The following is a 13,218-nucleotide window of genomic DNA, read 5'->3' on the forward strand; positions in this document are numbered from 1 at the left end:
CAGGTCCATCCTGGTCGGACGACAGTACCCCGGACCCTCGACACCCCCGTCGCCGAGGGTCCGGCGTACCCCGGCTCAGCCCACGCTGTCCCGGCCGAACCAGGCCTGGCTGCCGGCCATCGCGATCAGCTCGCCCTCGGTCAGCAGCGGGGGGTCGGTGACCGGCGCCGGGCTGCCCAGGGCGGTGACGGCGTTCAACTGCACCAGCCGCCCGTCCCGGTAGAGGATCGTCACACCGACGACCGGGCCGAACCAGGGCGCCGCCTCGCCCTGCGGGGCCCGGCTGGACGACGTCACGGTGCTCACCTCCAGCACCGAGCCGTCGTGCCGGTCGCTCGACCAGCAGGTCCGGCTCGGCGGCAGCGCCGTCGGGCAGCCCGTGAACATCTCGCTCAGGTCCGGCGCCCCCGGGCCCCGGGCCGGGTCGACGGTGTTCACCTCCAGGAAGCCCGACCGGCCCTTGCGGTCGAAGGTGTAAGTGGTCCCCCGGACCGCCTTGTTCGGCGGTCCGCTCTCCACCGGGCCGCCCGGCAGCTCGGCGACGCGCAGCCCGGAGACGTCCGCCGGCAGCAGGGTGCCGACCGGGTAGTACCGGTCGTCGGTACGCAGCGGGGTGCTCTCCCGGTCGGAGCGCAGGGACGGTACGGCCAGCACGGCCCCGGCCAGCACCACGGCGCCCACGGCGGCGCTCAGGGCCCGGCGCCCCCGTCGGCGGCGGCGGGCCGTCTGCGCCCGGGCCCGGACGGCGGCGACCGGGTCGACGGCCGGGAACTCCACCTGGTCCAGGGCCCGGTCCAGCAGGCCGTGCACGGCGCTCTCCTCGTTCATCAGGTCCCCCATCAGGCTGCCGCTCCCATCTCGTCCAGCATCTCGTCGGCCAGCGCGTCGCCCAGCGTCGAGCGCAGCGAGGCCAGTGCCCTGGCCGTGTGGCTCTTCACCGTGCCCTGACCGATGCCCAGCACCTGCGCCGTCTCCGCCACGCCCAGGTCCTCCCAGAACCGCAGCACCAGCACGGCCCGCTGCCGCGCGGGCAGCTGCCGCAGCGCGGCCCGGACCAGCACGCCGAGTTCGATGTCCCCGGCGGCTCCCCCGGCCCGGTCGGGCAGCTCGCCGTACGGCTGCTCGCGGCGCCACAGCCGTCGCCGGGAGCTGATGAAGGTGCTGTAGAGCGTCCGGCGGGTGTACGCGTCGAGACTGTCGATGCGGTCGATCCGGCGCCGGGCCAGGATCACCTTGACCAAGGTGGACTGCACCAGGTCGTCCGCCTCGTGCGGGTCGCCGCAGAGCAGATAGGCGCTGCGCAGCAGTCGGTGGTGCCGGCCGGCTATGTAGGCGTCCAACTCGCGTGGATCGGGTGCCACGGATTCCTCTCCCCCTGTCCCGCGGTCGGGACCTCACCCTCCTAGAGACCGAGCCCCCGCCCCGGGTTGTCATCCGCCGGGGACGAGTGCGCCCGCCGCCCCTGGAGGGACGGCGGGCGGACGGGGCGCGGGGGCTCAGGCGGTGTGGACGGTGCGGCCCCGGACCACGGTGCGCAGGCAGGTGGGGAGCGGCTCGCCCGGGGTGAGGTCGGGCAGGCCGGGGGTGCCGGAGCGGGGGTCGGTGGACCAGCCGGCCACCCGGGAGTCGGGGGCCTGGACCACCAGTTCGCCGGTCGCCCAGACCGCGAAGCTGGCCACCGCGCCGGGGACCAGCACGCCGTCCTGGTCCCGGCCGATCGCCCGCCAGCCGCCCCGGGTGTGGGCGGTGAAGGCGGCCCGGACCGAGATCCGGTGCGCGGTGGTGCGGTGGAAGGCGGCGGCCCGGACGGTGCCCCAGGGGTCGAGCGGGGTGACCGGGGCGTCCGAGCCGAAGGCCAGCGGGACACCGGCCTTGAGCATCGCGGCGAACGGGTTCAGCCCGGCGGCCCGGTCGGCGCCCAGGCGCTGGGCGTACATGCCGTCGGGGCCGCCCCAGACGGCGTCGAAGGCGGGCTGGACGGAGGCGGTCAGGCCGAGCTCGGCGAAGGCCGCGACGGCCTTCTCGTCCAGCGCCTCGGCGTGCTCGATCCGGTGCCGCTGCGCGCGGACCCGGTCCAGGCCGACCCGGTCGGCGGCGGCCCGGACGCCGTCCAGGACGGCGGTCAGCGCCGCGTCGCCGATGGCGTGGAAGCCGGCCTGGAGGCCCGCCTCGGTGCAGGCGGCGACGTGGTCGGCGACCTGTTCGGCCGTCAGGTAGGCGGCGCCGGTGTGGTCGGCGTCGGTGTAGGGGGCGTGCAGGCAGGCGGTGTGCGAGCCGAGCGCGCCGTCCACGAACAGGTCGCCCGCGGCGCCCAGCGCGCCGGTCCGGCGGGCGGTCTCGACGCCGGCCGGGGCGAGTTCGCCCCAGTAGCCGAAGACCTCGGGTCCGGCGCCCTCGGCGGCCAGTGCGAGCAGTTCGGCGAGGTCCTGCTCGGAGGAGATGTCCGGGCCCGCGCACTCGTGCAGGGCGCCGATGCCGAGCGCGGCGGCCCGGGCCAGCGCGGCCTGCTGGGCGGCCCGGCGCTGACCGGCCGTCAGGTGGGCCAGCGCCGCGCGCCGCACCGTGTGGTGGGCGTCCCGGCTGAGCGGGCCCTGCGGGTCGTACCCGGCCCGGTCGGCCAGGCCGTCGGCCAGCTCCCGCAGCGCGGTGGAGGCCAGGGCGGAGTGCACGTCCGTGCGGGAGAGGTAGACGGCGGCGCCGCCGGCGGCGGCGTCCAGCTCGGCCAGGGTCGGCGGGCGCCCCTCGGGCCACTTGGTCTCGTCCCAGCCGTGCCCGATCAGGACGCCCTCCCGGCCGGCGGCGAAGGCCGCCATCGCGGCCAGCGCCTCGCCGAGCGACGGACTGCCCGTCAGGTCGAGCCCGGTCAGCGCGAGACCGGCCGAGGTGGCGTGCACGTGCGCGTCCACGAACGCGGGGGTGACCAGCGCCCCGTCCAGCTCGATCACCTCGTCGGCGGTGGCCGCGTACGGCGCGGCGGCGCCGTCGCTGCCGACCCAGGCGATGTGTTCCCCCTCGACCAGCATCGCGGTGGCGAAGGGGTCGACGGGGCTGTAGACGGAACCGCCGCGCAGCAGCACGGTCCGGTGGGTGGGTGCGCTCATGAGGGTAAGTCTGCACCCGTACGGACCGGCGGTTTTCCACCGGGTCAGAGCTTGGGCGGCCTCGCTTCGTACGGCGTCGACAGCACCACGGTGGTCCTGGTCGACACCCCGGCCGCGCTGCGGATCCGGGCCAGCAGGTCCTCCAGGTCGCCGGGGGCGCCGACCCTGACCTTGAGGATGTAGTTCTCGTCGCCGGCCACGCTGTGGCAGGCCTCGATCTCGGACAGCCCGGCCAGCCGGTCCGGGGTGTCGTCCGGGGAGCTGGGGTCGAAGGGTTTGACCGAGATGAACGCCGTGAGCGCCAGGTCGACCGCGTCCGGGTCGATGATCGCCGTGTAGCCGCGGATCACCCCGCGCTGTTCGAGGCGGCGCACGCGCTGGTGCACCGCCGAGGTGGACAGGCCGGTGGCCTTGCCCAGGTCCGTGTAGCTCATCCGGCCGTCCTCGAGGAGCAGCTGAACGATGCGTTGGTCTAGATCCTCCACAGTCCGCAAACCTACTGCCCCGGGGCCCGCTCCGCCGACAGCAGGGTGTCCGGTGGGCTGACTTCGGGTCAGGGGGCGCGCGCTCCGGCACATGCCGCGCGAATGTGGCGAACGCCACATGACGTGCATCACACTGCGTCCGAGTGCAGGGTTATGAGCCCCCGTCAGCGGGAACTGGTGCTCTTGGCCAGGGCCGACGTCGGTCGGCCCGATTCCGAGGGGGATCACATGCCTGCTCTTGACCAGCCCTCCCGCACCGTTGCGGAGGATGACGAACGCTTCGACTCCGAGGACTTCCCGGGGGTCGATCCGGGCGGGATGGAGACCTGGGAGATCTTCCGGGTGCACTGCCCGGAGTGCGACCGTCCGATCGCCCTGCTGGGCGACGAGGAGCGGCTGCCGCAGCACGCGGTGCTGCCGACCGCCTGGCACCCCTTCTCCGCCGCGCTCTGCCCCGGCACCGGCGCCCCCACCGACGACCTGACGGAGTGCGACTCGATCGAGCACGCCGCCGACGAGACCCTCCAGCCGGGCAGCTCCGCCGACCAGTTCGACTGGCGCACGCACCCGTTCTCGCACGCGGGCGCCCCGGGCTCGGGCCCGCTGGAGCGCCGCCCGCGGATCCCGGCCCAGCGCTCGCGCAGCAGCCTCGTCCGGCACTGATCCCGGCGCCGGGCCCGCGGTCGTCCGGCGTCCGCCGCGAAGCGAACGCCGGACCTCACGTCCTCCGGCCCCGGGTCAGCGCCCGGTCAGGTGACGGCCGATCACCAGCCGCTGGATCTGGTTGGTGCCCTCCACGATCTGCAGCACCTTCGCCTCGCGCATGTAGCGCTCGGCGGCGTAGTCCTGGGTGTAGCCGTACCCGCCGAGCACCTGGACGGCGTCGGTGGTGACGGCCATCGCGGCGTCGGTGCAGAACAGCTTGGCCATCGCGGCCTCCTTCGAGAACGCCATCCCGGCGTCCCGGCGGCGGGCCGCCGCGAGGTAGAGCGCCCGGCCGGCCTCCACCTTGGTGGCCATGTCGGCCAGCATGAAGGACAGGCCCTGGAACTCGGCGATGCTGCGGCCGAACTGCTGCCTGGTCCCCGCGTAGTCCACCGCCAGGTCGAGCGCGGCCTGGGCCACCCCGATCGCGCAGGCGGCGATGCCGAGCCGGCCCGAGTCCAGCGCGGACAGCGCGATCTGGAAGCCCTGGCCCTCCTCGCCCACCAGCCGGTCCCGGTCCACCCGGACCCCGTCGAAGTGGATCTGCGAGGTGGGCGAGCTGCGCATGCCCATCTTGTGCTCCGGCGGGGCGGCCGACAGGCCGGCACTGTCGCCGGGCACCAGCAGGCAGCTGATCCCGCGCGGTCCGTCCACACCGGTGCGGGCCATGGTGCTGTAGAAGTCGGCGTGCCCGCCGTGGGTGATCCACGCCTTGGTGCCGTTCACCACGTAGCTCTCGCCGTCCAGGTCGGCCCGGGTGCGCAGCGCGGCCGCGTCCGAACCGGACTGCGGCTCGGACAGGCAGTACGCGCCGAGCTGGTCGCCGCCGAGCATCCCGGGCAGCCAGCGCTCGCGCTGCTCCGGGCTGCCGAAGGTGGCCAGGGCGTGGCAGGACAGGGTGTGCACGCTGACCCCGAGCCCGACCGCCAGCCAGCCGGCCGCCAGCTCCTCCAGCACCTGGAGGTAGACCTCGTAGGGCTGGCCGCCACCGCCGTACTGCTCCTCGTACGGGAGCGAGAGCAGCCCGGCCTCGCCCAGGGTGGCGAACACCTCGCGCGGGAACCGGCCGACCGCCTCGTCCTCGGCGGCGCGCGGCTGCACCTCGTTGCGCACCAGGTCCCTGGTGAGGGCGAGCAGCTCCTTGGCCTCCTCGCTCGGCAGCTGGCGGTCCACGGGCTTGGCAGCGGCGGGGGTCATGACGGTACGTCGCCTCCTCGGTCGGGCGCCGGTCCCCACGGGGGTTCGGGTACGGCACGGCAGGTCGGCCAGAGCGCCACCGGATCACGGTGAACGCTCGTTCACTTGGCTTGGCGATGTGAGTATGCCCGATACCGGGCGCGCCGTCACGGTCCGATTCGGCACATCACCTGACTGTCGGTGCCACTTCGTCGGGTCGGGCCCGACCGTAGAGTGGGGCGGTGACCCGATCCGAGCTGTTCTCGCTGGCCGGCGAGCTGCGCGCGCTGCCGCCGTCCTGCGGTCCGGTGCGGCTGGTGGCGGTGGACGGGCACGCCGGCTCGGGCAAGACCACCTTCGCCGCCCGGCTTTCGGCGGCGCTCGACGGGGCACCGGTGGTGCACCTGGACGACCTCGCCACCCACACCGAGCCGTTCGGCTGGACCGGGCGGCTGCTGGACCAGGTGATCGCGCCGCTGCGCCGGGGCGAACCGGCCCGGCACCAGGTCTACGACTGGGTGGCGCACCGCTTCGCGGGCACCGCCCGGGTGCCGCTCGCGCCGGTGGTACTGATCGAGGGGGTGGGCGCCGGGCGGCGCGAGATCCGGCCGGAGCTGGCCGCGCTGGTCTGGATGGAGCTCGACCAGCCGGCCGCCAGGGCCCGGGGCGAGCGGCGGGACGGGCCGGAACTGGCCGAGTTCTGGGCCGGTTGGGCCCGGGACGAGCTGGCGCATTTCGCCGCCGATCCGAGCCGTCCGTACGCCGATCGACTGGTGCACGGAGTCACCGGACGGATCGTCCGGAGCACCCTCGGTGAGCCTGTTCCACGCCCTTGACCTGGGCAGTCTTCAGGACTTAGGTTCTGCTCAGCGCGAGAGTAGTTGATCGCGCAACATTAGACGCGGCACCTCCGACTTGTTCCCCCGTGAGCCGGAGGTGCCGTTCCCCTTTCTCCAACCCCCGCCCGCACGGCCGGATTTGACTCCGCGCTGCACCCTTACGGATCAGCCTCCCACCGGTACGCTTTCCTGGCAGGGGGTGCCTTCGGTGCACACGGCGGGGGGCTGAGTGACAGTGGACAGTTCCGGTACAGCAGGACCCGAGCGCTTGGCCGACCGCGCCTGGCTGCGCGCCATGGACGCGTACGCGGCCGGGTCGTACGCCCGCGCGGAGGAGGAGTTCCGCACGGCCGTCGAACTCGACCCGGGGATGGCCGACGCCTGGCTCGGCCTGCACGCGCTGCGCTGCGACACCTCGGGTGCGCTGCTCGCGATGCACCGCCACCAGAAACGTTTCGGCGAGCAGCGGGAAAGGCACCGCCGTCCGCTCAGCTCCTGGTTCTGGCTGGGCTGGTGGGTGCAGCCCGTGCTGGAGGACACCCGCGACCTCTCGCTGGCGCACGCCTCGCACTGGCTGGACGGGCGCCATCTGGCCGAGCTGGACACCGCGCTGGCCGGCTGCCCGGCGCCGGAGCACGACCCCTCGGTCCGCTTCCTGCACGCCTGCCGCTCCTACCTGCTCAAGGACTGGGAGCAACTCATCCGGGACACCGACCAGTTGCTCGACGACCCGCTGCTCGGCATCGAGGCCGGCCTGTTCGCCGGGATGGCCCGGGTCCGGCTCGACATGTGCGCGCAGGCCCAGCACCCGCTGGCCGCCTCGCTGGCCCGCTGCCGGTCCGAGCAGCCGCAGCGCAAGGAGCTGCGCTACTGGCTCGCCCGGGCGTACGAGGGCGCCGGGCGCAGCGCCGCCGCCCTCCCGCTCTACCGCGCCGTGCACCGGGCCGACCCCGCCTTCATGGACACCGCCGCCCGGCTGGCCGCGATCGCCACCGAGGACGGCGTGCTCGACGTCCTGGTCCCGGTCGACGACCGCGACGGCGAACTCCCGATGCCCGACGAGGACTTCGTCCCCTTCTTCGAACTCGACGAGGCCCCGGCCGCCGAGCCCCCGGCCCCGGCGCCCGAGCCCACCCCGCTGCCGGTCCGGGCCGAGGCCCCCGCCGCCGCTCCCCCGGCCGGTCCGGTCACCGGCCGCCGCCGCAGCCCGCAGGGCCTGGACGCCGCGCTGGCCGAGTTGGAGCAGATGGTCGGCCTCGACCCGGTCAAGCGCCAGGTCCGGGCGCTGTCGGCCCAGTTACGGATGTCCCGGCTGCGCGCCGACCAGGACCTGCCGGTCCAGCCCCCGAAACGCCACTTCGTCTTCTCCGGCCCCTCCGGCACCGGCAAGACCACGGTGGCCCGGATCCTCGGCCAGGTCTTCCACGCCCTCGGCCTGCTCTCCGGTGACCACCTGGTGGAGGCCCAACGGGCCGACCTGGTCGGCGAGTTCCTCGGCCAGACCGCGGTCAAGGCGAACGAGCTGATCGACTCCGCGCTCGACGGCGTGCTCTTCATCGACGAGGCCTACAGCCTCTCCAACTCCGGCTACAGCAAGGGCGACGCGTACGGCGACGAGGCCCTCCAGGTGCTGCTCAAGCGGGCCGAGGACAACCGCGACCGGCTGGTGGTGATCCTGGCCGGCTACCCCGAGGGCATGAACCGGCTGCTCGCCACCAACCCCGGCCTCAACTCCCGCTTCACCACCCGGGTCGACTTCCCCAGCTACCGCCCCACCGAGCTCACCGCGATCGGCCGCACCCTGGCCGCCGGCGGCGGCGACTCCTGGGACCGGGACGCCACCGAGGAGCTGGCCAGCATCTGCGCCCACGTGGTCCAGGAGGGCTGGATCGACGACCTCGGCAACGGACGCTTCATCAGGACCCTCTACGAGAAGTGCTGCGCCTACCGCGACCTGCGCCTCTCCGCCCTCACCGGCACCCCGTCCCGCGAGGACCTCGCCACCCTCCGCCTGCCCGACCTGGTCCAGGCCTACGGCGAGCTGATCGACGGCCGCGCCTGACCGGCCCGCGACCGGGGCCGGCTGCCGGGCCGGGCGCCTCAGCGGGCCCGGTGGTCCGGGTCGTGCATCTCGCCGACCAGTTCCTCCAGGACGTCCTCCAGCGCGACCAGGCCCAGCGGCCGGCCGTCCTGGTCGACCACGGCGGCCAGGTGGGAGGCGGCCCGCCGCATCGCGCCCAGGGCGTCGTCCAGCGGCAGGCTCCCCCGCAGCACGGTGACCGGGCGCCACAGCCGGGCCGGCATCGGGGCGTCCCGGTCGTCGACGTCCAGGACGTCCTTGACGTGCAGGTAGCCGAGCACCTCGCCTGCCGCGCCGACCACCGGGAAGCGGGAGAACCCGGTCCGGACGGCGATCTCCTCGATCTCCGCGGCGGTCACCGTGCTCCCCACCGTGACCAGTTGACCGGCCGGCAGCAGCACGTCGGTGACCGGCCGGCCGCCGAGCTCCAGCGCGTCCTCCAGCCGCTCCTGCCGGCCCTGGTCCAGCAGGCCCGCCTCCTTGGAGTCGGTCAGCAGGTAGAGCAGCTGCTCGGTGGTGAAGACCGACTCCACCTCGTCCTTCGCCTCCACCTTGACCAGCCGCAGCAGGCCGTTGGCGAAGGCGTTCAGGAACCGGATCACCGGGCTCAGCCAGCGGGACAGCCGGTCCAGCGGCGGGCCGAGCCAGAGCGCGGCCTGCTCCGGTCCGGCCAGCGCGATGTTCTTCGGCACCATCTCGCCGACCACCATGTGCAGGAAGACCACCAGGGCCAGCGCCACCGCGTAGCCGATCGGGTGGATCAGCCCGGACGGGACGCCGAGGGCCTCCAGCGGGCCCGCCAGCAGGTGCGAGATGGTCGGCTCGGCCAGCGCGCCGAGCAGCAGGGAGCAGACCGTGATGCCGAGCTGAGCCGTCGCCAGCATCGCCGACACGTTGGACAGCGCGTGCAGCACGGTCCTGGCCCGCCGGTTGCCCGCCTCCGCCAGCGGCTCGATCTGGCTGCGCCGGACCGAGATCACCGCGAACTCGGCGCCGACGAAGAACCCGTTGCCGAGCAGGAGCAGCACGGAGGCCGCCAGTTGGAGCGCGGTCATCGGTCCCGGCCCCCGTCCGCGGAGAACTCGCCGACCCGCTCGACCAGCACCCGGCTGGTCCGGTGCCGCTCCACGCCCAGCACGGTGAACCGCCAGCCGGGCAGGAAGGCCTGCTCGCCCGGGGCGGGCAGCTTGCCGAGCAGGTCGGAGAGCAGGCCGCCGAGCGTCTCGTACGGGCCGTCCGGGGCGTGCAGGCCGATCGCCTCCAACTGGTCCGTCCTGGCCCGGCCGTCGGCCTCCCAGACCGGGAGGCCGTGCCGGGGCGGCAGGGCGCGCAGCTCCGGCACGTCGTCCCGGTCGTGCTCGTCCTGCACCTCGCCGACGATCTCCTCGACGATGTCCTCGATCGTCACCACCCCGGCCGTGCCGCCGTACTCGTCCACCACGATGGCCATCGGCTGCTCCCGGCGGAGCCGGTCCAGCAGCAGCTCGGCGGGCAGCGTCTCGGGCACCAGCAGGGCGGGGGTGGCCAGTTGGGCCACCCGGGTGTGCGAGCGGCGCTCGGCCCTGACCCCCAGCGCGTCCTTCAGGGTGACGGTGCCGGTGACCTCGTCCAGGCTGTCGGCGTAGACCGGGAAGCGGGACAGGCCGGTGGCCCGGGTCAGGTTGAGCACGTCCGAGGCGGTGGCGTCCTGCTGCAGCGCGGCCACGTCGACCCGGGGCGTCATCACGCTCTCGGCGGTCAGCTCGGCCAGGCTGAGGGTCTTCACGAAGAGCGTCGCGGACTGTTCGTCCAGCGCGCCCTCCCTCGCCGAGTGCCGGGCCAGCGAGACCAGTTCGGCCGGGGTGCGGGCGTGGCCGAGCTCCTCCTGCGGCTCGATGCCGAGGCCGCGCACCAGCCGGTCGGCCGATCCGTTCAGGAAGCCGATCAGCGGGCCGCAGACGGTGGAGAAGAGCCGCTGCGGGCCGATCACCGCGGCGGCCACCCGGGTCGGGTGGGAAATCGCCCAGTTCTTCGGGACCAGCTCGCCGACCACCATCTGGAACACGGTGGCCAGCAGCATGCCGACCGCCACCGAGACCCCGTGCGCGGCCCGCTCGGGCACGCCGACCGCGGTGAAGACCGGGCTGAGCAGCACCGAGAGCGCGGGCGCGGCCAGCATGCCGACCACCAGCGAGGTGACGGTGATGCCGAGTTGGGCCCCGGAGAGCTGGAACGAGAGCCGGCGGAGCGCCTTCAGGACGCTCTCCGCCTTGCGGTCACCGGTCGCGGCGGCGCGTTCGACCGCGCCGCGGTCCACCGTGACGAGGGCGAACTCGGCGGCCACGAACAGACCGTTGGCGAGGATGAGCAGCACGGCCGCGAGCAGCAGCAGCCAGGCGGTGATCACAGTGCCGCCTGCCTTCCGGCGGGCGGAGGCGGGACGGCGCGGGTACTACCGGACGGATCGTCCATCGAGGGGAGGTGTCACTCCTCTGGTCGCGGGCGGACCGGAGGGAGCTCTGCTCCGGCTCGACCAGCGTAAACGATATCGATCCGAGGACAAGGAAGCCGTCAGCTCCGCGCCGCGCCCTGTCCGTCGACCAGGTCGCGCAGTGCGCGGGCGGCCCGGACGGCCTGCTCCCGACCGCCTGCGGGCTGGATGCCGACGGCGGCCAGCGCGGTGCCGTCGGCGAGGTCGAGCATCACCCAGGGGTCGCCCTGACGGAAGTTCACCCGGACGATCTGCGGCCAGCTGAGCCGGTGCCGGCGGACGAAGTTGACCACCGTGACGCCCTCGGCGTCGGCGCTCACCCGGGGCCGGGCCAGCATCAGGCCGACCGCCGCGAACAGCAGCCCGCTGACGAAGATCGCCACCCGGTCGTTGAACTGCCAGTTCGACGGCAGCGCGAACGCCAGCGCGGTGAACAGCACCAGGAAGAGCGCGCAGATCGAGGCGAGCACCACCCGGTTGCGGCGCGGTGCCCAGGTGACGGGCAGTTCGACGGGGCTGGACACGGTGGTTCTCCAGAAGAGGCAGGGCGGGACCGGCGCGAGCCGGTCCCGCCCTGAGCGGTCGTCAGAGCCGGCAGGCGTGGATGTTGGTGACCAGGATGGCGCGGGCGCCGATGCTCCAGAGGTCGTCCATGATCCGCTGCGCCTCCTTGCGGAGCACCATCGAGCGGACCGCGACCCAGCCCTCGGTGTGCAGCGGGGACACGGTCGGCGACTCCAGGCCCGGCGTCAGGGCGACCGCCGCGGAGACGTGCTCGGCGCGGATGTCGTAGTCCATCAGCACGTACCTGCGGGCCACCAGCACGCCCTGCAGCCGGCGCAGGAACTGCTCCACCCTGGCATCCTCGCCGGCGCCCTTGGGCCGGATCACCACGGCGTCCGAGACCAGGATCGGCTCGCCGAAGATCTCCAGGCCCGCGTTGCGCAGGCTGGTGCCGGTCTCCACCACGTCGGCGATCACGTCGGCGACGCCGAGCTGCACCGCGGTCTCGACCGCGCCGTCCAGCTTGGTGACGGTCGCCTTCACGCCCTGCTCGGCCAGGTGCTGCTCGACCAGGCCGGTGTAGGAGGTGGCGATCCGCAGCCCCTCCAGGCCCGCGACGTCCGAGACGTCGAAGCCGACCGGGCGGGCGAACCGGAAGGTCGAGCCGCCGAAGCCGAGCGCGAGCACCTCCTCGGCGTTGGACGCCGAGTCCAGCAGCAGGTCGCGGCCGGTGATGCCGATGTCGAGCCGGCCGGAGCCGACGTAGACGGCGATGTCCCGGGGGCGCAGGAAGAAGAACTCGACCTGGTTCTCCGGGTCGACCAGCACGAGTTCCTTGGGGTCCTTGCGCTGGCGGTACCCGGCCTCATGGAGCATCTCCGCCGCGGGACCCGAGAGCGAACCCTTGTTGGGGACGGCGATGCGCAGCATGAGAGGTGAATCCTTCGCTGTGGTGGTGAACGGGGGTGTGCAGGAGGGTGCGGTTCAGAGGTACTTGTAGACGTCGTCGAGCGTCAGCCCGCGAGCGACCATCATCACCTGAAGGTGGTAGAGGAGCTGCGAGATCTCCTCGGCCGTCTCCTCCTCCGACTGGTACTCGGCGGCCATCCAGACCTCGGCGGCCTCCTCGACGACCTTCTTGCCGATGGCATGCACGCCCTGCTGGACGAGTTGCGCGGTACGGGAGGACGAGGGGTCGCCGGTGGCGGCCTTCTGCTGGAGCTCGGTGAACAGCTCCTCGAATGTCTTCGAAGCCATGATGGGCTCACCTTACGGCTTGCGGGCTGACGGACGGTAAACAGTCCCGGACCGTGGACAGTCCTTTGGACACCACGGCAGCCGGGACCAGCCAGGCCCTAGCGCCAGGGCTCCGCGACCGAGCGCAGCGCGGCGGCGGTGGCGACGGCGGCGGTGACCGCCTCGTGGCCCTTGTCCTCGGCCGAGCCGGGCAGGCCCGCGCGGTCCAGTGCCTGCTGGTCGTTGTCGCAGGTCAGCACGCCGAAGCCGACCGGGACGCCGGTGTCGACGCTGACCTGGGTGAGGCCGAGGGTGGCGCCCTGGCAGACGTAGTCGAAGTGCGGGGTACCGCCCCGGATGACCACGCCGAGCGCGACCACGGCGTCGTAGCCGCGCTCGGCCAGCACCTTGGCGGCGACCGGCAGTTCGAAGGTGCCCGGCACCCGGACGATGGTCGGCTCCTCGATGCCGAGCTCCTTCAGGGCGCGGTGGGCGCCGTCCAGCAGGCCGTCCATCACCTCCTGGTGCCACTGCGCGGCGATCACCGCGACCCGGAGGTCGGCGCAGTTCTTGAGGGTCAGCTCGGGGGCTCCGTGGCCGCTCACGTCGTTCGTCCTGTCTG

Annotated in this window: 14 protein-coding genes; 3 read left to right on the forward strand and 11 right to left on the reverse strand. The window is 73.6% G+C overall.

Translation table 11 applies throughout. The annotated features are described in order from the left end of the window. Positions 1-75 precede the first annotated feature (75 nt). The 4 genes from ABT118_RS07030 to ABT118_RS07045 form a co-directional block, all read right to left on the reverse strand. Positions 76-840, reverse strand: coding sequence for a hypothetical protein (locus ABT118_RS07030; protein ID WP_350645525.1), 765 nt, complete (start codon positions 838-840; stop codon positions 76-78). Next, the gene (locus ABT118_RS07035) at positions 840-1,361 is read right to left on the reverse strand and encodes a SigE family RNA polymerase sigma factor (RefSeq protein ID WP_350645527.1); all 522 of its coding nucleotides are present in this window, start codon (positions 1,359-1,361) and stop codon (positions 840-842) included. The genes ABT118_RS07030 and ABT118_RS07035 overlap by 1 nt, the downstream gene beginning before the upstream one ends. A gap of 135 nt (positions 1,362-1,496) precedes the next feature. Continuing rightward, a complete protein-coding gene (locus tag ABT118_RS07040; RefSeq protein ID WP_350645528.1) occupies positions 1,497-3,101 on the reverse strand; it encodes an amidohydrolase in 1,605 nt (534 codons plus the stop codon). Positions 3,102-3,145: 44 nt separating this feature from the next. Then, positions 3,146-3,586 (reverse strand): Lrp/AsnC family transcriptional regulator, encoded by a 441-nt coding sequence (locus ABT118_RS07045; RefSeq protein WP_350645529.1) that lies wholly within the window; start codon positions 3,584-3,586, stop codon positions 3,146-3,148. Positions 3,587-3,814: 228 nt separating this feature from the next. On the opposite strand from ABT118_RS07045, the gene ABT118_RS07050 reads away from it, so the two are divergent. Next, positions 3,815-4,249: a hypothetical protein gene (locus tag ABT118_RS07050; RefSeq protein ID WP_350645530.1), complete on the forward strand. Its 435-nt coding sequence runs from the start codon at positions 3,815-3,817 to the stop codon at positions 4,247-4,249. A gap of 75 nt (positions 4,250-4,324) precedes the next feature. Here the strand turns inward: ABT118_RS07050 and ABT118_RS07055 are convergent, their stop codons facing one another. Further along, positions 4,325-5,488 (reverse strand): acyl-CoA dehydrogenase family protein, encoded by a 1,164-nt coding sequence (locus tag ABT118_RS07055; RefSeq protein WP_350645531.1) that lies wholly within the window; start codon positions 5,486-5,488, stop codon positions 4,325-4,327. Between the two features lie 221 nt (positions 5,489-5,709). On the opposite strand from ABT118_RS07055, the gene ABT118_RS07060 reads away from it, so the two are divergent. Together ABT118_RS07060 and ABT118_RS07065 are read left to right on the forward strand one after the other, a co-directional pair. Next, positions 5,710-6,303, forward strand: coding sequence for a uridine kinase family protein (locus ABT118_RS07060; RefSeq protein ID WP_350645532.1), 594 nt, complete (start codon positions 5,710-5,712; stop codon positions 6,301-6,303). A gap of 298 nt (positions 6,304-6,601) precedes the next feature. Then, positions 6,602-8,368, forward strand: coding sequence for an AAA family ATPase (locus ABT118_RS07065; RefSeq protein ID WP_350646292.1), 1,767 nt, complete (start codon positions 6,602-6,604; stop codon positions 8,366-8,368). 38 nt (positions 8,369-8,406) lie between these two features. Here the strand turns inward: ABT118_RS07065 and ABT118_RS07070 are convergent, their stop codons facing one another. From ABT118_RS07070 to ribH, 6 genes are all read right to left on the reverse strand, one after another. Then, positions 8,407-9,441: a hemolysin family protein gene (locus ABT118_RS07070; RefSeq protein WP_350645533.1), complete on the reverse strand. Its 1,035-nt coding sequence runs from the start codon at positions 9,439-9,441 to the stop codon at positions 8,407-8,409. After that, positions 9,438-10,772 (reverse strand): hemolysin family protein, encoded by a 1,335-nt coding sequence (locus ABT118_RS07075; protein ID WP_350645534.1) that lies wholly within the window; start codon positions 10,770-10,772, stop codon positions 9,438-9,440. The genes ABT118_RS07070 and ABT118_RS07075 overlap by 4 nt, the downstream gene beginning before the upstream one ends. Before the next feature lie 164 nt (positions 10,773-10,936). Next, the gene (locus ABT118_RS07080) at positions 10,937-11,380 is read right to left on the reverse strand and encodes a PH domain-containing protein (protein WP_350645535.1); all 444 of its coding nucleotides are present in this window, start codon (positions 11,378-11,380) and stop codon (positions 10,937-10,939) included. Between the two features lie 61 nt (positions 11,381-11,441). Then, positions 11,442-12,290, reverse strand: a complete 849-nt coding sequence (hisG, locus tag ABT118_RS07085) for an ATP phosphoribosyltransferase (RefSeq protein WP_350645537.1) — start codon at positions 12,288-12,290, stop codon at positions 11,442-11,444. Between the two features lie 54 nt (positions 12,291-12,344). Further along, positions 12,345-12,617 (reverse strand): phosphoribosyl-ATP diphosphatase, encoded by a 273-nt coding sequence (locus tag ABT118_RS07090; protein ID WP_057238187.1) that lies wholly within the window; start codon positions 12,615-12,617, stop codon positions 12,345-12,347. A gap of 98 nt (positions 12,618-12,715) precedes the next feature. Then, entirely contained in the window at positions 12,716-13,201 is a 486-nt protein-coding gene (ribH, locus tag ABT118_RS07095; RefSeq protein ID WP_350645538.1) for a 6,7-dimethyl-8-ribityllumazine synthase, read from the reverse strand. Positions 13,202-13,218 lie beyond the last annotated feature (17 nt).

Source organism: Kitasatospora sp. NPDC002040 (assembly GCF_040296785.1).
GTDB lineage: Bacteria > Actinomycetota > Actinomycetes > Streptomycetales > Streptomycetaceae > Kitasatospora.

Coding starts and splice junctions, on each gene's coding strand:
- ABT118_RS07030 (WP_350645525.1), bottom strand. CDS start 840: ATGGGGGACCTGATGAACGAGGAGAGCGCCGTGCACGGCCTGCTGGAC.
- ABT118_RS07040 (WP_350645528.1), bottom strand. CDS start 3,101: ATGAGCGCACCCACCCACCGGACCGTGCTGCTGCGCGGCGGTTCCGTC.
- ABT118_RS07050 (WP_350645530.1), top strand. CDS start 3,815: ATGCCTGCTCTTGACCAGCCCTCCCGCACCGTTGCGGAGGATGACGAA.
- ABT118_RS07055 (WP_350645531.1), bottom strand. CDS start 5,488: ATGACCCCCGCCGCTGCCAAGCCCGTGGACCGCCAGCTGCCGAGCGAG.
- ABT118_RS07065 (WP_350646292.1), top strand. CDS start 6,602: ATGGACGCGTACGCGGCCGGGTCGTACGCCCGCGCGGAGGAGGAGTTC.
- ABT118_RS07070 (WP_350645533.1), bottom strand. CDS start 9,441: ATGACCGCGCTCCAACTGGCGGCCTCCGTGCTGCTCCTGCTCGGCAAC.
- hisG (WP_350645537.1), bottom strand. CDS start 12,290: ATGCTGCGCATCGCCGTCCCCAACAAGGGTTCGCTCTCGGGTCCCGCG.
- ABT118_RS07090 (WP_057238187.1), bottom strand. CDS start 12,617: ATGGCTTCGAAGACATTCGAGGAGCTGTTCACCGAGCTCCAGCAGAAG.